Annotated in this window: 20 protein-coding genes; 13 read left to right on the top strand and 7 right to left on the bottom strand. The window is 63.1% G+C overall.

Going from position 1 to position 21,031, the window contains the following annotated elements; all coding sequences use genetic code 11:
• The first annotated feature begins 25 nt into the window (after positions 1 to 25).
• Positions 26 to 403 carry an Hpt domain-containing protein gene (locus IVA95_RS36270; protein ID WP_247514865.1) on the top strand — a complete coding sequence of 126 codons (378 nt, stop codon included), beginning with the start codon at positions 26 to 28 and terminating at the stop codon, positions 401 to 403.
• Between the two features lie 135 nt (positions 404 to 538).
• On the top strand, positions 539 to 859 hold the full coding sequence (locus IVA95_RS36265; protein ID WP_028348595.1) for a 2Fe-2S iron-sulfur cluster-binding protein: 321 nt from the start codon (positions 539 to 541) through the stop codon (positions 857 to 859).
• A gap of 247 nt (positions 860 to 1,106) precedes the next feature.
• On the opposite strand, the gene IVA95_RS36260 is transcribed toward IVA95_RS36265, so the two are convergent.
• Positions 1,107 to 1,562 (bottom strand): thioesterase family protein, encoded by a 456-nt coding sequence (locus IVA95_RS36260; RefSeq protein ID WP_247514864.1) that lies wholly within the window; start codon positions 1,560 to 1,562, stop codon positions 1,107 to 1,109.
• 157 nt (positions 1,563 to 1,719) lie between these two features.
• Between IVA95_RS36260 and IVA95_RS36255 the strand changes: the two genes are divergently transcribed.
• Positions 1,720 to 2,748, top strand: a complete 1,029-nt coding sequence (locus IVA95_RS36255) for an NAD(P)/FAD-dependent oxidoreductase (protein ID WP_247514863.1) — start codon at positions 1,720 to 1,722, stop codon at positions 2,746 to 2,748.
• A gap of 122 nt (positions 2,749 to 2,870) precedes the next feature.
• Positions 2,871 to 3,479: a DUF2147 domain-containing protein gene (locus tag IVA95_RS36250; RefSeq protein ID WP_247515138.1), complete on the top strand. Its 609-nt coding sequence runs from the start codon at positions 2,871 to 2,873 to the stop codon at positions 3,477 to 3,479.
• A 96-nt stretch (positions 3,480 to 3,575) separates the two neighbouring features.
• Here the strand turns inward: IVA95_RS36250 and IVA95_RS36245 are convergent, their stop codons facing one another.
• Together IVA95_RS36245 and IVA95_RS36240 are read right to left on the bottom strand one after the other, a co-directional pair.
• The gene (locus IVA95_RS36245) at positions 3,576 to 5,564 is read right to left on the bottom strand and encodes a hypothetical protein (RefSeq protein WP_247514862.1); all 1,989 of its coding nucleotides are present in this window, start codon (positions 5,562 to 5,564) and stop codon (positions 3,576 to 3,578) included.
• An 88-nt stretch (positions 5,565 to 5,652) separates the two neighbouring features.
• On the bottom strand, positions 5,653 to 6,717 hold the full coding sequence (locus tag IVA95_RS36240; protein WP_247514861.1) for a YbhN family protein: 1,065 nt from the start codon (positions 6,715 to 6,717) through the stop codon (positions 5,653 to 5,655).
• Positions 6,718 to 7,100: 383 nt separating this feature from the next.
• On the opposite strand from IVA95_RS36240, the gene IVA95_RS36235 reads away from it, so the two are divergent.
• Together IVA95_RS36235 and IVA95_RS36230 are read left to right on the top strand one after the other, a co-directional pair.
• Positions 7,101 to 7,607, top strand: coding sequence for a ferritin-like domain-containing protein (locus tag IVA95_RS36235; RefSeq protein ID WP_247514860.1), 507 nt, complete (start codon positions 7,101 to 7,103; stop codon positions 7,605 to 7,607).
• A 172-nt stretch (positions 7,608 to 7,779) separates the two neighbouring features.
• The gene (locus IVA95_RS36230) at positions 7,780 to 10,182 is read left to right on the top strand and encodes an EAL domain-containing protein (RefSeq protein ID WP_247514859.1); all 2,403 of its coding nucleotides are present in this window, start codon (positions 7,780 to 7,782) and stop codon (positions 10,180 to 10,182) included.
• A gap of 19 nt (positions 10,183 to 10,201) precedes the next feature.
• Here IVA95_RS36230 and IVA95_RS36225 read toward each other — a convergent pair whose 3' ends face one another.
• Entirely contained in the window at positions 10,202 to 10,636 is a 435-nt protein-coding gene (locus tag IVA95_RS36225; RefSeq protein ID WP_247515137.1) for a hypothetical protein, read from the bottom strand.
• A 70-nt stretch (positions 10,637 to 10,706) separates the two neighbouring features.
• Here IVA95_RS36225 and IVA95_RS36220 point away from each other — a divergent pair, with 70 nt between their 5' ends.
• Positions 10,707 to 11,339: a hypothetical protein gene (locus IVA95_RS36220; protein WP_247514858.1), complete on the top strand. Its 633-nt coding sequence runs from the start codon at positions 10,707 to 10,709 to the stop codon at positions 11,337 to 11,339.
• A 70-nt stretch (positions 11,340 to 11,409) separates the two neighbouring features.
• Positions 11,410 to 12,015 (top strand): YdcF family protein, encoded by a 606-nt coding sequence (locus tag IVA95_RS36215; RefSeq protein ID WP_247514857.1) that lies wholly within the window; start codon positions 11,410 to 11,412, stop codon positions 12,013 to 12,015.
• 5 nt (positions 12,016 to 12,020) lie between these two features.
• Here IVA95_RS36215 and IVA95_RS36210 read toward each other — a convergent pair whose 3' ends face one another.
• Positions 12,021 to 13,361 carry a PLP-dependent aminotransferase family protein gene (locus IVA95_RS36210; RefSeq protein WP_247514856.1) on the bottom strand — a complete coding sequence of 447 codons (1,341 nt, stop codon included), beginning with the start codon at positions 13,359 to 13,361 and terminating at the stop codon, positions 12,021 to 12,023.
• Between the two features lie 180 nt (positions 13,362 to 13,541).
• On the opposite strand from IVA95_RS36210, the gene IVA95_RS36205 reads away from it, so the two are divergent.
• Positions 13,542 to 13,778, top strand: a complete 237-nt coding sequence (locus IVA95_RS36205) for a DUF1127 domain-containing protein (RefSeq protein ID WP_247514855.1) — start codon at positions 13,542 to 13,544, stop codon at positions 13,776 to 13,778.
• Between the two features lie 39 nt (positions 13,779 to 13,817).
• On the opposite strand, the gene IVA95_RS36200 is transcribed toward IVA95_RS36205, so the two are convergent.
• Both IVA95_RS36200 and IVA95_RS36195 read right to left on the bottom strand, forming a co-directional pair.
• A complete protein-coding gene (locus IVA95_RS36200; protein WP_213246225.1) occupies positions 13,818 to 14,243 on the bottom strand; it encodes a universal stress protein in 426 nt (141 codons plus the stop codon).
• 158 nt (positions 14,244 to 14,401) lie between these two features.
• The gene (locus IVA95_RS36195; RefSeq protein ID WP_247514854.1) at positions 14,402 to 14,956 is read right to left on the bottom strand and encodes a histidine phosphatase family protein; all 555 of its coding nucleotides are present in this window, start codon (positions 14,954 to 14,956) and stop codon (positions 14,402 to 14,404) included.
• Between the two features lie 94 nt (positions 14,957 to 15,050).
• Between IVA95_RS36195 and IVA95_RS36190 the strand changes: the two genes are divergently transcribed.
• From IVA95_RS36190 to flgK, 4 genes are all read left to right on the top strand, one after another.
• The gene (locus IVA95_RS36190) at positions 15,051 to 16,526 is read left to right on the top strand and encodes an FAD-binding oxidoreductase (RefSeq protein ID WP_247514853.1); all 1,476 of its coding nucleotides are present in this window, start codon (positions 15,051 to 15,053) and stop codon (positions 16,524 to 16,526) included.
• A 63-nt stretch (positions 16,527 to 16,589) separates the two neighbouring features.
• Entirely contained in the window at positions 16,590 to 17,090 is a 501-nt protein-coding gene (gene msrB / locus IVA95_RS36185; protein WP_247514852.1) for a peptide-methionine (R)-S-oxide reductase MsrB, read from the top strand.
• Between the two features lie 186 nt (positions 17,091 to 17,276).
• Entirely contained in the window at positions 17,277 to 19,094 is a 1,818-nt protein-coding gene (locus tag IVA95_RS36180) for a flagellar hook-basal body complex protein (protein ID WP_247514851.1), read from the top strand.
• A gap of 47 nt (positions 19,095 to 19,141) precedes the next feature.
• A complete protein-coding gene (gene flgK, locus IVA95_RS36175; protein WP_247514850.1) occupies positions 19,142 to 21,025 on the top strand; it encodes a flagellar hook-associated protein FlgK in 1,884 nt (627 codons plus the stop codon).
• Positions 21,026 to 21,031 lie beyond the last annotated feature (6 nt).

Below are 21,031 nucleotides of genomic sequence, written 5' to 3'. Positions count from 1 at the left end.
GCGGCGGGGCGATCCGGATCTTGCCATGTCGCTTCATCTCGAACGGGTAGAATGGATGCCATCGCCACCGCTGGCTCCCGGCGACGGGCCGATCGATTTCGAACATCTCGACCGCATGACGTTCGGCGATGCTGGACTCGAGCGGGAGGTATTGACGATGTTCTCGGCCCAATCGGCGAGACTCGTCCACACGCTCGCTGCCATACCTGCGGATGCCAGCGCGCTGGCGCACACGCTCAAGGGTTCGGCCCGCGCGATCGGCGCCTTTGCCGTCGCTGATGCCGCAGACCGGCTGGAGGCGGCTATCGCCAGTGGCTTCGATGCATCAGCGCCGCTCGCCGAACTTGATGAGGCGGTTGCACAGGCGCAGGCAGCGATCGAAGCGATTCTGCATCGTTCCTGAGCGGAAAGCGGTCCGGATCGGCCAAAATCCCGGTAAAATGCTGCCTCAGGTTTTCGTCCCGACCGCTGGCGCTGCGTGGATCGACCCGTTATAGGACTGCCGGGACTCCTTCCTATTCCGGCAGCACGAGCGATCATGGCCAAAATCCACTTTATCGACCACACGGGCGAAAAACGAACCATTGAAGTCGAGAACGGCGCGACCGTGATGGAAGCCGCGATCCGCAACGCCATTCCAGGCATCGAAGCCGAATGCGGCGGAGCCTGCGCCTGCGCAACCTGTCACGTCTATGTCGACGAGGCCTGGCGCGAGAAGGTCGGCGCTCCGACCCCGATGGAAGAAGACATGCTGGATTTCGGCTTCGACGTGCGGCCGAACTCGCGCCTGTCGTGCCAGATCAAGGTGAGCGACGACCTCGACGGCCTCGTGGTGTCGACGCCGGAACGACAGGCCTGAACTCCGGAAGACGTTCAGTGCTATCAGGCGTTCGCGGTCTTCGCGAGATAGTGGCCGACCGCCTATAGCGCGCAATCGGCCGCGTACTCCGCGCAGGCGGCGAGGGCAGCCTCCACCGATTGGCTTCAAGTCCGCGTGGGCCCGCGGCCTGCATCGGAATACGCAGGTCCTCGCGATGGAACGGCTCGGCAGCGACAGGCTGCATCGCGATGCCGACGATCAGGGGCCGCCAACATCGCCGCGCGCATCATGTCGGCTTTGCTCCGCGGCGAATCCAGCGCTGAAAATTGGCCAGAATCTCCGGCGTCAATGGCGTTGGCTTGCGCGTGGCTTCGTCCAGCAGCACCGAAACCGATTGCGCCGACGCAACGCATTTGCCTTCGGAGAAAACCACCTGATCGAAGGTGACCGAAGTTCGGCCGAACTTGACCACGCCCAGTCCCATTTCAATCGTACCAGGCCAGCACAATTCGGCGCGGAAATGCATGTCGAGCCGGACCATGATCCAGGTCACGCCGTCTGGCATCAGTCCGTAGCTGCGGTCCTTCATCAGCGTGACGCGGCCGGTTTCGAAATAGGTCGCGTAGACTGCGTTATTGACATGCTGGTTGGGGTCGAGGTCGGCAAATCTCACATTGTCCGACAAGCGGTACGGAAAATCTTCCGGACGCGGGGTCGCGTCGGGACGCAAGTGGGCGTTCACAGGGCCATCTCCGAAAGTCTCGTTTCCTTACAGCCCACTTGTCGAGTGACGGCAAGGGGTTGCCGCGGCCAGGAGTGCGATATTTGGCTTTCCTGTTGCCGCTGGCTTGGCTAGACAGATGCGGCATTTCGCCAGGTTCAACCGAAAAGAAGCTGATATGAGCGAAGCGATCAAGACCGATGTGCTGATTATCGGCGCGGGTCCGTGCGGCCTGTTCGCCGTCTTCGAATTGGGCCTGTTGGACATGAAGGTGCATCTGGTCGACATCCTCGACAAGATCGGCGGCCAGTGTGCCGAACTCTACCCGGAGAAACCGATCTACGACATTCCCGGCATTCCCTTCGTCACCGGGCAGGGCCTCACAGACGCGCTGCTGCAGCAGATCAAACCGTTCGGTCCGATCTTCCATCTCAACGAGATGGTGGAGACGATCGAGAAGATCGGCGATCCGCTGTTCCGCGTGACCACCGATGCCGGCAAGGTGTTCGAGTGCAAGGTGGTGGTGATTTCCGCGGGCGGCGGTTCGTTCCAGCCGAAGCGTCCTCCGGTGCCGGGCATCGAGGCCTATGAAGGCACCTCGGTGTTTTATGCCGTACGCAAGATGGAGCAGTTCCGCGACAAGAGTATCCTGATCGTCGGCGGCGGCGATTCCGCGCTCGACTGGACGCTCAATTTGCATCCGATCGCGAAGCGCGTGACGCTTTTGCACCGGCGCGACGATTTCCGCGCCGCGCCGCACAGCGTCGAGCAAATGCGTGCGCTGGTCGCGAGCGGCAAGATGGACCTGAAGATCGGTCAGGTGACGTCGCTCGAAGGCGAGGGCGGCAAGCTGTCCGCGGCGATGATGAAGGGCAACGACAACGCGGTCTCGAAGATCGAGTGCGATACAATGCTGCCGTTCTTCGGGCTGACGATGAAGCTCGGCCCGGTTGCGAATTGGGGCGTCGCGCTCGAGAACAATCTGGTTCCGGTCGATACCGCGGCCTTCGAAACCAATGTTCCCGCCATCTTCGCGATCGGCGACATCAACACCTATCCCGGCAAGCTCAAGTTGATCCTGTCCGGATTCCATGAGGGCGCGCTGATGGCGCAGAAGGCGCACCGCTATGTCTATCCGGACAAGCGGCTGGTGTTCCAGTACACCACCTCGTCATCGAGCCTGCAGAAGAAGCTCGGGGTCAGCTGATTCCAAAAAAATGACAGTTGGGCCCGCGGAGCTTTATCGGGCTCGCGGCGATCGTTGCTGGAACCGTCCGCGAAATGGCCTTAGTCTGGGGCCATTCCTTTAGCGAATTGCAGGTGATGACGATGCGCAAGCTGGCTGGATTTCAACTGATACTCCCGATCGTGATCGGGCTCGCGTTGGCTGGTGAACTCGCCGCGCAGCCGGCGGAACCTTCTGCAGCCGGGCTGTGGGAGAAGGTCGAGAAGGGCAAGCCGGTCGGGTGGTTTCTCGTCGTAGACCGCAATGGCGCCTTCGAGGGCGTGTTCGCCAAGCTCTTTTCCGAACCCGGCGATGCTCCCAATCCGACTTGCTCGAAATGCACTGACGATCGCAAGGATGCGCCGTGGCTCGGGCTCTCGTTCATCCGGGACATGAAGCGCGACGGATTGAAATACGAGAACGGCAACGTGCTCGATCCGCGCGATGGCAAGATCTACAAAGCCAAGATGACGCTCAGTCCCGATGGGCAGACGTTGACGATGCGCGGCTATCTCGGCATTTCGCTGCTGGGCAGGGATGAGGTCTGGACCCGCCTGCCGGATACGGCGCTGGCGCAGGTCGATCCCGCGATCATCGCAAAATATTTGCCGGCGCAGGCCGCTGCGATCAAGCAACCCGCCGGTGCGGCAAAGACCCCCGCAGCGCCCAAGAAGACCACTGCGCCGGCACCGGTTCCTGCACCTGCGCGCTAGAGCCTTTTCGGTTCTGATTGAATAGAACCGGCTCTAGATTCTTGTTTTGACGCGTTTTCTTGACGCGAACCGGTGTCCACTTCGCTTGAAAACGCTCTAATTCAATCCGGTTCTGCCTGGTGGGCGCGGCACATCCGGCAAAACCGGTATCGGCTGCATTGGCTGCGACGTGACTTCAGGCACCGCCGCATCGAGCTGCAGCACGGCGGCGGCGGCCGGCACGGCGGCATCCGCCATCGCGGCGTGGCCCTCGGCGCTCGGATGCACCGCGCCGCCATAGACTGCGGACAAGACCCCCCATGTCGCATCATGGATATCGGATGGCTGCTGCGATGCCGGCAGGCCTTGCGGGTAGGTCATCGCCGCGAAGTAGCTGTCGTTGGCGTCGCGGATCCAGCGCGCGCGCGGCAGATAGGCGCGGTACTCACCGGCGCTGCGGCCGCACAGCATCGGCTGGCTGGCGGCCGTGACGATATCCGGATCGAAGCTGTCGCCGGTCGCCGAGAAACACTGCCGGTCGAATTCGGGATCGTTCTCGGCGCGTGCGCAGAAGCCGTGGTTGGCGAAGCTGGCTTGATGGCTGTCAACGAAGGTCATGCGGTCGGCGCGGGGATTGCGGCACAGGATGCCGCCCTCACAGAGCGCCAGTGCCCGCAACTGCGGCAGGAATTCGCTTTCGACGAAGTTCGATACGGCGGCCAGCCGCTGCGGCTGGGCGTTGAAGGAGGGATGGATATCGAAGCCGGCGCGTCCGCCGGGGCAGGGCGCGCCGCCATTCGACAACGTCGGATTGGCGTAGGCGGTGTAGACCACCCGCGACAGGTCGCCGCCGAGAAGCGGCTTCAGCGCCTCGCGCAGCTTGGCAAAGCCCTGCGGCAGGTCCCGCGTCATCGCGCCACGTGCGTCGTCTACTGAGGCCATCACGCCGCTGCGCCGAAACAGTGCGCGTTCGGTTGCCGTGTCCACGATGACGTCGGCGACGAGGCCGGAAAAATAGATGTCGTTGGCGCCGATTGATAGCAGCACCAGGTCGAGTTGGCGGTCCGGCTGGCGGCGTTTCGCGGCGGCGAGGGCTTCACGCAGCTCGGCCAGTTGCCCGTTGACGGTGCCCTGGCACGCACCGCCCGATTTCGACGGCAGGCAGTCGCGGGCGCGCTGCGAGCCGAACAGCCCGTCGGCAATGGTGGCGCCCGTGCAGGCCAGCGGCAGGTAGGTCACCGCGATATGCGGATATCGCACGGCGAGCGCCAGTGCGGTTCGCGTCTGATAGCTGTAGAGCGAACGGTGGCAGGCGGGGTTAAACCAGAGCGCACTCTGCCGCTGCCAGACGGCGAGGGAATCGGGCGCCTCGCAGGCCCGTCCGCCTTTATATCCCGCGCGGCTCGGCCGGTAATATTGCGAGGCCGCTGTGCCGAGATAGGAGCGGAAGCAGAAGCCTTCATCGGCGAGCGCAATTGGGCGGTCTGGATTTCCCTCGCCGGACGCGATGCTGTCGCCGAGACCCGCTATGAAGATGTCGCGTACCGCGATCTCGGTGAAAGCGCGCTGAGTGCCCTCCGAGCTGGATATGTCGGCGGTCACGACCGTGGTGCGGCCGTAGCGGACGCGGAGATTGACTGGTTCGGCGCAGTCGAAAGTGGAAGTTTGCGGGCCGTCGCCGTCGTCGACCGTCCAGGCGCAGGTCGCGCCCACCGGCACCGGGCCCGTCAGTCGGATCACGACCGGATGATCGATCGGTGTCAGATAGCTTTCTTTGACGTTGTCGCGCGTGCAGGGCTCGCTGACGCGGCCGGCGAGATCGATGCAGAGCCGGTTCACGGTATTGCGTGCCCAGCCGCGGCCGTCGCTCTGGATCGCCAGCACCTGCTCTGAAGCCAGCACGCTGCGGCCGCGTCCGCTTTCGGCATGCAGCAGGAAATCCCGCTCCTCGCGGAACAGGCGGAAGCGGTTGCGTACTTCCCAAGAAATCTGCAGCGGCCCGTAGCCCCCGGCGGTCTGGGCTTCCGCCGCGGACGTGATTATTCCAATCAGCACGCCGGCAAGCAGCGCGACCGACATCATCGAACGTGAGAGAATTCCAGCCATGGCGTCGTTTGACGTTAGCGGTAAGGCAGAAATAAGAGAATGAGGCAGCTCTGCCTCAAAAGACCAGACGGTGCAGATAACGACGCCGTTACCGGCCTCGGGATTGCCGGCCCTCGACCGGTTGCCGCACCCGGGCCTTGGCGGTGCACGCTTCGCCGAGCCGACGGCGGTCCAGCCAAGGCTGCACCACGCTGAGCCAGAGTTCGCGCGTGCCCATGATCCAAATCGAGATGCCGAAGGGAATCAGGAAGTACAGGATTCGGAATACCACCAGCGTCGCCAGTAATTGTTCCTTGCCGAACTGCGGCAGCGCCACCAGCATCGCGGCATCGAATACCCCGATGCTACCGGGTGCATGGCTGGCAAAACCGAGCAGCGTTGCCAGGATGAATACCACCGCCAACGAAATGAAATCGATGTGCGGCGCGATCGGCATCAGCAAATACATCGCCAGCGCGCAGAAGCCGAGATCGACGACGCCGATTAGGACTTGCAGCAACGTCAGCCTCGCCGAGGGCAGCACCACTTTCCAGCCGTTCTGGCCGAGTTCGCGGCGCCCTTCGCCCAAGAGCAGCCAGATGAAATAAACGGCGATGCCGGCAAGGCAGCCGATCGCGATCAGCCGGTTCATTGCCGGCGGCAGCAGGTCCATCGCCGACGCCGCCTCAGGATGCCAGGCCATGCCGATGCCGAGCACAAACAGATTGCCGAGCCAGAAGGTCAGGCCGGAGAGGAAGCAGATCTTGGCGACATCGATCGCAGTCAGGCCGTAGTCAGAATAGATCCGAAACCGGATCGCGCCGCCGGTGAAGACGGTGGCGCCGACGTTGTGACCGATGGTGTAGCTGGTGAAGCTCGACATCGCCGCGATGCGGTAGGGGACGTGCGTCTTGCCAATCGTTCGCAATGCGAAGAAATCATAGAAGGTCAGCGTGAAGAACGCGCCTACTACGCACAGTGCCGCCAGCGCGATCCGATGCGGGGCGATTTCGGTCAGGGCCGTCAAAACAACCCCGGTGTCGACGCCCTTCAGGGTGCGAACCAGATGGGTGATCGCAAGAATGATGATGAGAAGACTCGCAGCGATCCCCAGCCGTTTCCAGCCGATCTTCTCCTTGAAGCCACGCCTGAGCGCGGTCAGCAGCCGATGCATTCATCCTCCCGGCGGGCGCAATACGTAAAGATGGGCCTGTCACGACGGGTGACAGTCGACGGTCAGAGGCACCGTGCGCGAAACCCATAAGCCAAAACCGGGCCGTTGTGCAGCCCTTGACAAGCATGCCTTTTGGCGTCGTTCGTCGCCTTTGTCATACGCCATACATATGTCGCCGCGTTAACGATTTTGAGTCGCAACGAGGTCCGTTCCGCGGGCTCTTTTTGCCGCGCCGTTCCATCCGTTCCATCGCGGCGTTTTCGCGGCCTTCAGGAACGTCCTTTTCGCGAGCAAGTTAGCCTCTAATCAATGTCGAACATGAAGCGTGCGCCCGGCCAGCATGAGGCCTGCGCCTGCGTGTTCCCAAATGGAGGAGAACCGCAATGGGACTGTTCACCAAAGACATCAAGACGATGAACGACCTGTTCATCCACCAATTGCAGGATATCTACTATGCCGAGAAGCAACTCGTGAAAGCACTGCCGAAAATGGCCGAAAAGGCCACTGACAAGCAGCTCAAACAGGGCTTCTTGGGCCATCTCGACGAAACCAAGACGCATGTGCAGCGTCTCGAAGAGATATTCCGCATGCACGGCGCAGAGGTGAAGGCGGTCGATTGCCCAGCGATCGACGGCATCATCGAGGAAGCGGACGACGTCGCAGGCGAGATCGAGGACAAGGACGTGTTGGACGCGGCCCTCATTAATGCCGCCCAGGCTGCCGAGCACTATGAAATCACCCGTTACGGCAGCCTGATCGCCTGGGCGCGGCAGCTTGGCCGCAACGATTGCGCCAGCATCCTGCAGAAGACGCTCGACGAGGAAAAGACGGTCGACAAGAAGCTGACCTCGCTGGCGGAAGGCAAGGTCAACCTGCGAGCCGCAAGCTGATTTATCGCGCCATTGAGGCAAAACGCCGCGCGGGCGAGTAGCTCGCGCGGCGTTTCCGCGCCGGCATGCCTGGCATGCCAAAAAGCGTTTGTTTACCATCCGCGTAACCGCACCGCGGCGGTTACGCCAAATATACGAATAGGGCTGCAGTTACAGGCCTTCGGGGGTCTGTATGTATCGCGTCCTAACTTGCCTCACTTCCGAGCACGACTGGCGCCTGGTCGTGCTTGCCGGTGCCATTTGCTGGCTTGCCAGCGCAGTCGCCATCAGCCTGTTTCATCGTGCTAGGGCCTCGCGCGACCGTACGCGCGCGATCTGGATTGGCCTCGATGCAGCGGTCGGCGGCTGCGGAATCTGGGCCACCCATTTCGTCGCGATGCTGGCCTACGATCCCGGCGCCGGAGCCGGATACAGCATTCCCGTTACGCTGTTGTCGCTGGTCTTCGCGATAGGCATCGTCGCCGTCGGTCTGTGCATTGCGCTGTCGAGCGCACGGTGGCCGGTGGTTGCGATTGGCGGCGCCGTGATTGGCGCGGGCGTCGCAGCGATGCACTACACCGGCATGGCGGCACTCGAGCTTCCGGCGTTCATTGTGTGGTCGCCCGGCATCGTTGTGGCCTCGATCGTGTTTGGCAGCGTGTTTGCGGCCATGGCGCTTCTTGTTGCCGCGCGTCGCGACAATCCCGCCCATACCGTGGGCGCCACCGGGCTGCTGACGGTTGCCATCGTTTCGCATCATTTCACCGCGATGGGCGCCGTCACGTTGATTCCCGACCCGACGCTCGGGACGGACGGGCTGTCGATTTCACCGACCGCACTTTCCTTCCTGACGGCGGTGGCAGCGTTCGCCATCCTCGGGCTATCGCTGCTGGCGGCCATGATCGACCGCCGCGCCAAGGGCGAACTGCATCAGCAGAAAGTCCTGCTCGATACCGCGCTCGACAACATGTCGCAGGGACTTTGCATGTTCGATGCGGATGGTCGCATCCTGCTCAATAACCAACGCTACGCCGAAATGATGGGACGGACCGCCATGACTCTCCAGGGTCGTTTGCTGCTCGATGTCCTTCGGCAGCAGAAGGCGCTTGATCGATGGGACGGCGATCCCGATCAGTTCGTCGCCAACGTGATCGCTGCTGCCAAGGCCGGCAACAGCGTGACCAGAACGGTGAGCCGCAACGGACGTTCGCTCCGCGTCGTCGACCAGCCGATGAAGGGCGGCGGATGGGTCGCGACCTTCGAGGACATCACCGAATGGCAGGCTGCCCAGGAACAGATTTCCCACATGGCGCGCCATGACGCACTGACCAATCTGCCGAACCGGACGTTGTTCCGCGAGCAACTCGAGAAGGCGTTGCGGCTCGCCAAGCGCAGCGATCAGCTTGCGGTGCTCTGTCTCGACCTCGACCACTTCAAGGATATCAACGATTCGCTCGGCCATCCGGTCGGCGACGCGCTCTTGAAAGAAGTCGCCCGCCGTCTCGGCGAATGCATCACCGAGAACGACACGGTGGCGAGGCTGGGTGGGGACGAGTTCGTGATCGTGCAGTTCTGCAACGATTGCGACCCGTCCGCTGTTGCCTTGCTCGCCAGCCACGTGGTCGAGAAGGTTTCGGCGCCCTATGAAATCGCCGGTCACCAGCTCGTCATCGGGGTCAGCATCGGCATTTCGCTGGCGCCGGAGGACGGCAAGAATCCCGATGAACTCCTCAAGAAGGCCGACCTCGCGCTCTATCGCGCCAAGGAGGATGGCCGCGGCACCTACCGCTTCTTTGAGACCGGAATGGACGCCCGCGCGCAGGCAAGGCGGCTCTTGGAGCTCGACTTACGCGCGGCGCTGCAGCGCGGGGAATTCGAAGTTTACTACCAGCCGATCCGCGATATAGCCAAAGACGTCGTTGTTGGCTTCGAAGCCCTGGTGCGGTGGAATCACTCGCTGCGCGGCATGATCTCTCCGGCCAACTTCATTCCGCTGGCGGAGGAAACCGGCCTGATTGTGCCGATCGGCGACTGGGTGTTGCGTCGAGCCTGCATCGACGCGGCCCAGTGGTCGCAGGACGTCGGCGTCGCCGTCAATCTGTCGCCGGTGCAGTTCAAGAATCCCAGTCTGGTATCGACGGTGAAGGAGGCGCTGAAAGCCTCGGGTCTTCCGGCGCACCGGCTCGAGCTCGAGATCACGGAATCGGTGCTGCTGCAGAACAGCGAGGCAACGCTTTCGGTTCTGCACGAGCTTCGCGCCTTTGGCGTCCGGATCTCGCTCGACGACTTCGGAACCGGATATTCGTCCCTGAGTTACCTGCGCAGCTTTCCGTTCGACAAAATCAAGATCGATCGCTCTTTCGTCACCGAACTGGCGACGCGCGATGATTCGATGGCGATCGTCCGCGCCGTGACCGGCCTCGGCAAGAGCCTGGGTATCGTCACCACGGCTGAAGGCGTCGAGACCGACGCGCAGTTCGACCTTTTGCGCCAGGAGGGCTGCACGCAGGCGCAAGGCTATCTGTTCAGCCCGCCGCGTCCCGCTTCCGAGGTGGAAACGATGCTATCGAAGCCACGGGCGCGGGTCGTCGCTTAGTTTCTCAAGTCTTGTTCCTTTAAGCCTTGCGCAACGCGAAATGCGCGCCGCAGAATGCCATCACGGCGCCGAGGCATAAGGCCGCAAGGCCGGCGAGCACGCCAGACACGGTCGGGACCGGGCTCGGCGCGGAGGCGGCCTGGCCGGCGCCGGCAAGGATCAGCACACCGACTGCGATCAGGAACTGTCGCATCCGCTGCGGAATTTGGCCCGCGGCCGCGCTGTGCATGAGGTTGGCGGTAAAATAGCCGCCGGAAAAGCCCACGGTCGCGATCAGCCACCACGCGATTGCCGCGCCCGCGGGCATGAATTCGCCTGTATCGGATCGCCACAGGCGGCCGAGATCGAGACCGTAGCGCGCCCCCAGCATGTGGACGGCGAGCGCCAGCAGCACTCCTGAAACAATGGCGCCGGCCAGGATGAGACGGCGCGGAAAATAGGTCGTCTCGGGCATGTCCCGCTTGTAAGGTAAAGCCGGCTCGCCGCGCAACTGGCAGCGCTCACGCCACAACGGGATTTTGAACTTGTCCACCTCACTACCGCAACAGGCCGCGACAGCAGGGGAGGGAGCGACCGGGACCCGCTACGTTTACAAGGCATCGCTGGTCGGGGCAGCGCATGAGTTCGAACTGACGGACGAAGGGCTATCGTGGCAGGCGAGGGGAAGGTCCGGGATCTGGCCCTATGCCGATATTGCTGCGGTGCGTCTGTCCTATCGGCCGGCGTCGATGCAGTCGCGCCGCTATCGCGCCGACATCGAACACAAGAGCGGCCAGCGCATCACGGCTTACTCGACGAGTTGGCACACCGTCGTATTGATGACGCCGCAGGACCGCGATTACCGCGCCTTCATCGAGCAATTGCATGTGCGTCTGAAGGCGGCAGGGAGCAGTGCTGCGCTGATCGGAGGCATCGGGCCGGTAATCTATGCCACCGGCTGTCTGCTGCTGGCGCTGGTCGCGATTGCGATCACCGGACTGTTCGCGCGCGCGATCGCTACCGGAGAGTTCGCGGGTGCATTGTTTCTGGTTGGATTCGTCGCCTTGTTCGGATGGCAGATGGGCGGCTTCATCTGGCGCAACAAGCCGCGGCTTTACACGTTCGATAAGTTGCCCGAGACATTGTTGCCGGCGATGCCTCGCAATCCGGCGAAATGAAATGTGACTTCGCCGGACGCGTGACGCGCGGCATGATGGTCGGACCGTTTTCGCTATCAGACGAACTGCCGTGACAGATCGAAATAGGCGATCGCCAACCGAGGCCGAGATTGCCGCGATCAACGCGCGGCATCTGATCGAGACGCCGTTACGGCCGGCCGATCTGCTGTTCGTATTCGGAACGCGCGAGGACGTCGAGGAGCGCGTCGATGAAGCCTGCAAGCTGTGGCGCGACGGATATTTTCGCCGGGCGATCGTGAGCGGCGGCGTGACGCCGGGATCGGATCTGTCGGAATGCGAGATCATCGCGGGTGCAATGATCGCGCGGGGCGTTCCGGTCGACATCATCCTGAGAGAGGATCGCGCGATGAACACCGGCGAGAACGTGATCTTTTCGCTGCCGATCATCGATGCTGCGCTCGGCCTCGCCAACATCGGCAGCGTGATCTGTCTCGGCAATACCTGGACGGCGCGCCGCTATCCGATGACGCTGCACCGGCATTGGCCGGAAGTGGAGAAGATGCTGGTCATGGTCGATAGTTTCAAGACGCCGCGGGAGCTCTGGTACACCGACGCCGAATTCAGCCGCCGCATGCTCCATGAATGGGACAAGATCGAGCCGTACAAGGCGAGGGGCTTTATCGCGGAGTGGCCGGCGCGCGAAACGTCCGATTGATAGCGCTACTCGGTCGTATCGACGTCTTCTTTCGCCGTCAGCATTCCCGACAACGTTCGCAGCGCCAGATCGAGTTGTTCAGTGCTGGGGGCGCCGAGCGCCAGGCGGACGGCGTTGGGGGCGTGGCCTGGACTTACGGCGAAGGTGGTCGACGGGGTCAATGCGATGTCGCGCCGGGCCGCGGCCGCGACGAATGTCTGCGAGCGCCAGTGCTGGGGCAAGGTCAACCAGAGATGATAGGATTTGATGTTGGCTTGAACTTCGAAGCCGGCGAGGTATTTGGCCGCCATCTGCTGGCGCCGTGCCGCATCGATCCGTTTCAGGCGTGACAGCTCGGCAACGGTGCCATCTGCCATCAACCGCTGTCCGGCCGCAAACGCAAATCCCGAAGCTGTCCACCCGCCCGACCGAACCGCGGACATGACGCGTTCGCGCAGCCGCGGCGGCGAAACGATAAAGCCGAGGGCAAGGCCGGGCGCCACCTTCTTCGACAGGCTATCGAGCGTGATGCAGCTATCCGGCGCGAGCGCGGCCATCGGGGTTTCTTCGTCAAGAAAGCCGTAGACCGTATCCTCGATGACGGTGAGGCCGAGCTTCTCGACCACGCGCAGCAAATCGGCGCGGCGCGCCGAAGGCATAGTCATGCCGAGCGGGTTTTGAATCGTCGGCTGAACGTACAGCGCCGATAAATGCGCTTCGCGGTGAGCCTTCTGCACTGCGTCCGGGCGAACGCCGTTCTCGTCCATCGCAAGCGGCACCAGCGTCACGCCAAGCCTGACGGCGATGTCTTTGATGAACGGATAAGTCAGCGCCTCGACGCCGCAGCGGCCGCCGCTCGGCACCACCGCCGCGAGTGCGGCGGCGATGCATTGCCGCCCGTTCGCCGTGAAGACGAGTTGATCGGGAGCCGGAGACCAGTCTTCGCGGGAAAGAAACTCGGCGGAGATGGTCCGCGCCGCCAATGTGCCGGTCGTGGTCGAGTGCCGCAACGCGAGATCAAGCATTTCGGGGCGTTCCAGCCCTGCAAGGCTTCTCGCGATCATCGCCGATTGCGTCGGCAGTATCGGATAGTTCACTTCCAGATCGATGCGCGCGCCGCGCGGCTCTGCCGGCATGGCGATACCGCGGCGCGTCTCGCCAGACACGAACGTGCCGCGTCCGACTTCACCGACCACGAGGCCGCGGCGCAGGAGCTCGGTATAGACGCGGCTCGCGGTCGAAACCGCGATCTTGCGCTGATAGGCGAAGCTGCGCTGCGGCGGCAGGCGATCGCCGGGCTTGAGCGCGCCGTTGGCGATCTCGGCGGCGACGGTATCGGCAAGCTTCAGGTACTCGAACTTCGACATTATTGCACCGAGAGCAATGTTTTCCTTGCACCGAGAAATGTATCGGATCATTTTGAACCAATCAAGCCCGAGATTGCACTGAGAGGGGTGCAAGCAATCAGAACTCAATAGGTGCAGGCGCTCTCCGCGGCGTTTGCGCCAGTGGCACCGCTTTGCCGCTCGCAAGCAAGGAGAAGAACGATGACGACGATATCCCAGACGGCAGGTCAGCCTGCTTCACGGAAAGGCCCGGTCGGATTTTTCGGCCTGCTCGGACGCTGGGTGAACGGCGTCGTCACTTATTTTGCGCATCGCGAAGCCATCAAAACGCTGAGTGAACTGGACGACCGCGCGCTCCGCGACATCGGTGTCGAGCGTAGCCAGATCGAGGTGGCCGTGCGCGGCATGATCGATCCAATGTACGGGCGGATGATGTGAGGCGCATTCGGCGTCGCCGTTCGGCGGCGCCGCTACGTCTCAGTGCCGGACCACCAGCACTGAGCACTTGGCATAGCGCACCACATGACCGGCGTTGGAGCCGAGAAAATAGGTCCGCATCGCCGGCCGGTGCGAGGTCATCACGATCAGGTCGGCCTTGATCGCCGCTGCCTCTTCGAGGATCTCGTGATAGATGCCGCCTTTCCGTACTGCGGTGGAAATGCGCGGTGCCTCGATGCCGGATTCCTGCGCCACGATCGCGAGCGCTTCCTCCGAGGTCGCGCGCTGCTGGGCGTCGAAATCGGCCGGCACGTATTCCGCCAGCATCACCGGCGTCATCGGCAACACATTGAGCAATCGTACCGAGCCGCTCCAGGTTTGCGACAGCGTTGCAGCGGTCGCGATCGCGGGCTTGGCCAGATCGGTATCAGCCAGATCGATCGGCACGAGAATCGACTTGAACATCTGAGCCTCCCGCTGCAGCCGGTCCGGTTCTGATTTGTCAGGACCCGGCCACAGCCCTTTGTTTTGACGCGTTTTCTTTTACGCGAACTTATTCTTAATTCGCTCGAAAACAGCGTCGTGGCGAGCTTAGCACGGGAGAGCCTGGATGTCCGCGCGCCTCAATCGTCCAGCGCCTGCTTCAGCAATTTCGGACTGGTGAAGCGCACGAGCTTGCCGCGGCGGAATGCCACCTCGCTCCAGTCCTCGGTGGCAAAGTCGAGGATCGCCAGTCCCGCGGTCGGCAGATTGTGCTCCAGTGCCTTCTTCGCCGCCGCGTCGCCGCTGCCGGCGAGCATCAGCGCCAGCTCATGCATGCCGGGATTGTGGCCGATCAGCATCAGGCGTGCGGGGTCGGAGACCTCGGCCATGCGGATGATCCGCAGGAGCTGCGTCGGCTCGGCGCCGTAGAGTTCGTCGAGCAGTTCGACATGCGGCCGCGGCCGCCGTTCCCGCAATGAATCCTTCATCGCGTCGCGTGCGATTTCCCAGGTCTGTTGCGCCCGCACTGCGGTCGAAACCAGAACGGCGTCGGGGAAGGGCGGGTGCCGGCCGATCCAGGTTCCGATCGCGGCGGCGTCCAACCGGCCGCGCTCGTCGAGACGGCGGTCCTGGTCATGGCCCGAGGGCGCGTCGTGTTCGGTCTTGGCGTGACGCAGCAGCATCAAACGGCGCATGGGCGCGATCTCGATTCGGTCTTAGTCCGGACTAATCTACAAGCTCATGTCTGGGACGAGGTGACAAGCGCTGCAGCCGCCCGTAAGAAACGCCATGCCCGAGACTTTCTCAAGCGTGACCAACGGCCCCGACGACGCCCCTTTTCGCTCGCATCTTTCGTTCGATCTGGATGTCGACATTTGCGTGGTAGGAGCCGGACTTGCCGGTCTTACGGTAGCGCTGGAGGCCGCGCGACTCGGCGCCAGTGTTGCCGTGCTGGAAGGCCGGCATGTCGGCTGGAACGCGTCCGGCCATCAACTGGGTACGGTCATGCCGGGCTACAGTCTTCCAATCGGTGACCTGATCGAACGCGTGGGCATCGAAGACGCGCGCGAATTGTGGGCGCTGTCGAAGGAGGGCGCCGATTACGTTCGCGCCGCCGCAACCGAAGAGGCGATGCCGGGAATTGCGCTCACTGAAGGCGCACTGGAGGTCTCCAACGTCGATGCCGGCGAGACGCTGATCAGCCGGCTGCAGACGCTGAGTGAGGATTTCGAGACCGAAGTCGAGGGATGGCAGGTCGATCGCGTTCGCGATCAGCTCGGTACGGCACGCTATTTCCACGGCATCTATTATCCGCGCGCGTTCCAGATCGACGGCCGCAAATACATCCACGGCCTTGCCGCGCAGGCAACGCGGGCGGGTGCGCGCATCTTCGAGGATACGCCCGTCGTCAGCATCGATCCGTCGGGCATTCGCAAGCGCATCGTGACGCCGTCGGCGCGGCTGCGCGCCTCTCACATCGTGCTGGCCGGCAACGTTCATCTCGGCGCCCCGTTGCGCCGCCTGTCGGAGACGCTGCTGCCGGTCTGGCGCTATGCCGCGGTGACGGAGCCGCTCCGTGAGCGGCTCGGCGAGGTGATCGCCTTCAGGGGCTCGGTGGCCGACAGCGACGGCATCGATCATTTCCGAATCGTCGACGGCGACCGGCTGATGTGGGCAAGCCCGGAAACCACCTGGGAGGCGCGGCCGCGCCGCTTTGCGCCCGTCATTCAGCGCCGCATTGCCACGATCTTCCCAAGGCTCGGCAAAGTCGCGATATCAGACGTGTTCGGCGGCGCAGTCGGGGTGACCGTGCACGGCATGCCGCAGATCGGCCAGTTGCGCAAAGGCCTGTGGGTTGCCAGCGGCTTCGGCCGCCACGGGCTGAACACTTCGGCAATGGCGGGGCAGGTCATCGCGCGCAGCATCCTGTGGGGCGAGGACCGCTGGAAACTGTTCTCGCCGTTCGAACTGGTGTGGGCGGGCGGCGTCACCGGCCGCGTAGCCGGCCATTTGATCGGCCTATGGGGGCGGGGCCAGTCCGCCGCGGCGGGCGCGCTGGCCCGTTACCGCGAAGACGCCCGCGCCCGGGAACGGGTGCGCGAGGCGCGGTTGGCGGAGGCCAACCGGCAAGCCGGAACCAGGCCGCCGCGCCGTCCGCCGGTCGCGCCGCGCCCCGTGCGTCCACGGCAGGCAGAGGCCCGCGACGGCGGGATGCCGCTCGCTCCCTCGCAGGAAAGTGAGAAGGTCCGGGACGGATCGGTGTAACTTCGGCGCTTCCGGGCCGTACTTGATGGCGAACCGTTAGGCCCGCCTCGCACGGAGAATTCCATGTTCGACCGCCGTATCCTGCTCGCATCCGTAGCCGGCCTGTTTGGCCTGGCCGCTTTCCGCTGGCTGCGCACCACGCCGGCGCAGGCCGCCGAGAAATTCGAGGTGGAAAAGACCGACGCCGAATGGCGCGCCCAGCTCACGCCGCAGCAGTATGAAATCCTGCGCAAGCACGGCACCGAGCGGCCGGGCTCGAGCCCGCTCCTGAAGGAAAAACGCAAGGGCATCTTCGCCTGCGCCGGCTGCGATCTGCCGTTGTTCTCCTCGGATACCAAATATGACAGCGGCACCGGCTGGCCGAGCTTCTGGCAGCCGCTCGACAATGCCCTGGGCAAGACCGAGGACCGCACTTTCGGCATGTTGCGCATCGAAGTGCATTGCCGTCGCTGCGGCGGCCACCTCGGACACGTCTTCGATGACGGGCCAAAACCGACCGGCTTGCGCTATTGCATCGACGGGTTTGCGCTGGTGTTCCACCCGGCCGGGCCGTCGGCATCATAGCGGCCGCCGCTCGGCAATTGTTGCCCGCCCGGCAAATGTGCCCCGGTCTTTGGACCGGGGCTTTTTTCTTAAGGCATTGATTTGTATCGGTCTGTTGTTTGGCACAACGCTTGCGACATCTTCTCCCGACGCGGCTGGGTTTACGTGGACCGGCGAGCCGCCCGGATTGAATTTGGAGAAAATGTCATGGGTATCTTCGGCGCTCTCACCACCGCGGTCGGCGGCCTCCGCGCCAACTCCTACGCATTGGAAAACGTCTCGGGCAACATCGCCAACTCGCAGACAACGGCGTTCAAGCGCGTCGACACCTCCTTCCTCGATCTGATTCCGCAGACCTCAGCGACCGCGCAACTCGCCGGCGGCGTCACCACGCAATCCCGCTCCACCAACTCGGTGCAGGGCGACGTGCAGACGGCCTCGGTTGCGACCTTCATGGCGATCAACGGCAACGGCTTTTTCGCGGTGCAAAAGCCCGGCAACTTCACCGACGGCACGCCGGTGTTTGACGGCGTCGACCGCTACACCCGCCGCGGTGACTTCCAACTCGACAAGAGCGGCTATCTTGTCAACGGCGCCGGCTATTATCTGCAGGGCGTGCCGATCGACCCGACCACCGGCAACCCTTCCGGCAGTTCGCCGCAGGTCCTCAGATTCCAGAACGACTTTTTGCCGGCGCAGCAAACCACCAGGATCGACTATCGCGCCAACCTCGCCAGCTATCCGTTGACGACCAAGCACGACGTTTCCGTTCCCGGATCGGAATTGATCGCGCCCGGATCATACAGCGCCGGACATAATCCGCTGGCGCTCGGCACGCCTGCGGCGCCCTATACCGACGCCTCCAGAAGCGGCACCACTCAGAACAACAAAGCGACACCGTCGGTTGCGAACACGGCCGCGACCCTGCTCAGCGGCGCGGCCGGCACCAACTCGATCTCCTCCAATTTCGTCGTGGGCGACACCATTACGGTCAACGGCCAAACCATCACCTTCATGGCGTCGGGCACCGCCGTCGGCAACAACCAGATCAACGTCGACGACAGCATCGGAACCTTGCTGGGCAAGATCGACGCGCTCCAGGGAACGTCAGCCCCGAACAACGCCACGATCGCCTCGGGCTCGATTACGTTGCATTCCGGCACCGCCTTCAATCTCTCGGTATCGAGTTCAAACAGCACGGCTTGGGCCGCGCTCGGCTTTACCGGTACCGTGACGGCGACGCGCGGCGGCGGCGGCGGCCCCGGCACCGGTCAGGTCGTCGGCAACGACAATTCGACGTTCCTCGCCGAGTCGATAGCGGGTGGTGCGGTCACGACCTACGACATCTCGGGCGCGCCGGTGAACCTGCAGTTCCGCTGGGCCAAGGTCGACAGCGCTTCGCTCGGCGCCGGCCATACCGACACCTGGAACCTGTTCTACCAGGTCAATCCCAATGCAACCGGCACTCAGGTTGCGTGGCAAAACGTCAACACCAATTTCACCTTCTCTGCCTCAGGTCAGATGACGCCGGCGGTCCCTTCGATCGAGCTCACCAATGCCGTCGTCAACGGCGTCGCGCTGGGCAGTCCCGTCATCAACTTCGGTACCGGCGGCGTCACCCAGTTCGCGGACGCCAACGGCAACGTGCAGGTCAACCAGATCCAGCAGGACGGCTTCCCGGCCGGCCAGTTGCAGTCCGTCGGCGTCGGCACCAACGGCCGAATCGTCGGCAACTATTCCAATGGCCGCAATCTCGACCTCGCTGAAATTTCGGTCGCGACCTTCAACGGCACCAACTTCCTCAAGCGCGTCAATGGCGGCGCATTCGAGGTCACCGACGCATCCGGACAGGCGCTGTTCGGCAAGGCCGGAACCATCGTTGGTTCGTCCCTGGAGGGATCCAACACCGACATCGCCGACGAGTTCACCAAGTTGATCGTCACCCAGCAGGCTTACTCGGCCAACACCAAGGTGATCACGACTTCCAACACGATGGTGCAGGATCTCCTGAACGTGCTGCGCTGATCCGTGACGGTTCGTTCACGAATGCGATTTGAGATGGGCAATTAGTCATGGGTTTGAGTCAGGCTCTCTCTACCGCGATGTCCGGCTTGCGCGCGACGCAAGCCGCGATCTCCCTAGTGGGATCGAACGTCGCCAACGCGGAAACGCCGGGTTACGTCAGGAAGTCGATCATCCAGTCCGCTGGCGTGACCGGCGACTACGGTTCGAGCGTTCTGCTCCACGGCGTCGACCGTCAGCTCGATCAATATCTGCAGGCGGCGTTGCGGACGGAAACCTCCGGCGCAGCCTATGCCGATATACGTTCGACCTTTCTCCAAAATCTGCAGAACGTCTACGGAAATCCGGCTGAAACCGGCACCATCGAAGATGCGTTCAACAAGCTGTTGACCGCATTTCAGGGTCTGTCCACCAGCCCGGACTCGCAGTCGGCGCGGATCGGCGCCGTCAGTGCCGCGCAGACGATGGCGCAAACGCTCAATGCGACGACGCAGGGGATCCAGGCCCTGCGCGCCAACGCCGAGATGGGCATCAACGATTCCATCGTGACCGCGAACAACGCGATGGCCCAGATCGCGTTCATCAACAATCAGCTCCAGAACAATGGCAAGACGGACGCGGCGACGGCATCGCTGCTGGATCAGCGCGATCAATACATCACCCAGTTGTCGAGCCTGATGGACATCAGAACGGTCGTCAACGACCTCAACCAGGTGACCGTGTTTACGAATTCCGGCGTGCAACTGGTCGGCACCGAGGCGGCGCAGCTCTCGTTCAATCCCCAGGGCACGATGACGCCCAACACGCTGTACAATCCCGACCCGACCAAGAGCAACGTCGGCACCATCACCATCAACTTCCCGCACGGCGGCAGCTACGACCTGGTTTCGACCAACTCGATTCGTTCGGGCAAGATCGCTGCCTATCTTGAGCTCCGCGACAACACGCTGGTGAAGGCGCAGGCGCAGATCGACCAGTTCGCGGCCGCGATGTCGAGCGCGCTGTCGGACAAGACGACGGCGGGCACTGCCGCTCCCGCGTCCGTGCTGCCGGCGGCCGGTTATGATCTCGATCTCACAGGGTTGCAGTCGGGCAACGTCATTCGCGTCAGCTACAAGGACAACACCACCGGCATCACGCACAATCTCTCGATCGTGCGCGTCGACGATCCGAGCGTGCTGCCACTGAGCAATACCACGACGCTCGATCCGAACGACGAGGTGCTTGGTATCAATTTTTCCGCCGGCATGGGATCGGTGGTTTCCCAGCTCAACGCTGCACTCGGGTCGACCGCCAATCTTCAGTTCTCAAACCCGTCAGGCTCGACCTTGCGCGTGCTGGACGATGGCGCGCCGAATCGCTCCGACGTTCTGGCGGCATCGGTCACCACGACAATGTCATCGCTCACCAGCGGTAACGCCCAGCTCCCGCTGTTCACCGACAATGGCGGACTCTATACCGGCGCGCTTACCGCCAACGGGTCGCAGCAGACGGGTCTCGCCGGCCGCATCAGCGTCAATCTCGGGCTGCTCGGCGATCCCTCGCGCACCATCGTATTTTCCACCAGCCCCTTGACCGCCGCGGGCGATACCACGCGATCCGACTTCATTCTCACGCAACTGCAGTCGGGAAATTATCGCTATTCCCCGCAGACCGGTATCGGAACCACCGGCGCTCCGTTCACCGGCACGCTGACCAATTTCGCCAAGCAGTTCATCAGCCAGCAGGGCGAAGCGGCGACCGCCGCCAAGCAACTTGCGGATGGCCAGAGCGTGGTGCTGAACACCTTGCAGAAGAAGGTGAGCGATGCTTCGGGCGTCAATATCGATGACGAGATGGCGCATCTGCTCGCGCTGCAAAATGCGTACTCCGCCAACGCGCGCGTAATGTCGTCCATCAAGCAGATGTACGACACGCTGATCCAGGCCATGTGAGGGTTT

Source organism: Bradyrhizobium sp. 157 (assembly GCF_023073815.1).
Lineage (GTDB): Bacteria > Pseudomonadota > Alphaproteobacteria > Rhizobiales > Xanthobacteraceae > Bradyrhizobium.
Note: the sequence above shows the minus strand (reverse complement) of the source record. Positions and strands in the feature narration are given on the sequence as shown.

Excerpts from the sequence above, each read along its gene's own strand:
- IVA95_RS36270 (WP_247514865.1), top strand. The coding sequence starts at position 26 with ATGTCGCTTCATCTCGAACGGGTAGAATGGATGCCATCGCCACCGCTG.
- IVA95_RS36265 (WP_028348595.1), top strand. The coding sequence starts at position 539 with ATGGCCAAAATCCACTTTATCGACCACACGGGCGAAAAACGAACCATT.
- IVA95_RS36255 (WP_247514863.1), top strand. The coding sequence starts at position 1,720 with ATGAGCGAAGCGATCAAGACCGATGTGCTGATTATCGGCGCGGGTCCG.
- IVA95_RS36250 (WP_247515138.1), top strand. The coding sequence starts at position 2,871 with ATGCGCAAGCTGGCTGGATTTCAACTGATACTCCCGATCGTGATCGGG.
- IVA95_RS36245 (WP_247514862.1), bottom strand. The coding sequence starts at position 5,564 with ATGGCTGGAATTCTCTCACGTTCGATGATGTCGGTCGCGCTGCTTGCC.
- IVA95_RS36240 (WP_247514861.1), bottom strand. The coding sequence starts at position 6,717 with ATGCATCGGCTGCTGACCGCGCTCAGGCGTGGCTTCAAGGAGAAGATC.
- IVA95_RS36235 (WP_247514860.1), top strand. The coding sequence starts at position 7,101 with ATGGGACTGTTCACCAAAGACATCAAGACGATGAACGACCTGTTCATC.
- IVA95_RS36230 (WP_247514859.1), top strand. The coding sequence starts at position 7,780 with ATGTATCGCGTCCTAACTTGCCTCACTTCCGAGCACGACTGGCGCCTG.
- IVA95_RS36225 (WP_247515137.1), bottom strand. The coding sequence starts at position 10,636 with ATGCCCGAGACGACCTATTTTCCGCGCCGTCTCATCCTGGCCGGCGCC.
- IVA95_RS36210 (WP_247514856.1), bottom strand. The coding sequence starts at position 13,361 with ATGTCGAAGTTCGAGTACCTGAAGCTTGCCGATACCGTCGCCGCCGAG.
- IVA95_RS36205 (WP_247514855.1), top strand. The coding sequence starts at position 13,542 with ATGACGACGATATCCCAGACGGCAGGTCAGCCTGCTTCACGGAAAGGC.
- IVA95_RS36200 (WP_213246225.1), bottom strand. The coding sequence starts at position 14,243 with ATGTTCAAGTCGATTCTCGTGCCGATCGATCTGGCTGATACCGATCTG.
- IVA95_RS36195 (WP_247514854.1), bottom strand. The coding sequence starts at position 14,956 with ATGCGCCGTTTGATGCTGCTGCGTCACGCCAAGACCGAACACGACGCG.
- IVA95_RS36190 (WP_247514853.1), top strand. The coding sequence starts at position 15,051 with ATGCCCGAGACTTTCTCAAGCGTGACCAACGGCCCCGACGACGCCCCT.
- msrB (WP_247514852.1), top strand. The coding sequence starts at position 16,590 with ATGTTCGACCGCCGTATCCTGCTCGCATCCGTAGCCGGCCTGTTTGGC.
- IVA95_RS36180 (WP_247514851.1), top strand. The coding sequence starts at position 17,277 with ATGGGTATCTTCGGCGCTCTCACCACCGCGGTCGGCGGCCTCCGCGCC.
- flgK (WP_247514850.1), top strand. The coding sequence starts at position 19,142 with ATGGGTTTGAGTCAGGCTCTCTCTACCGCGATGTCCGGCTTGCGCGCG.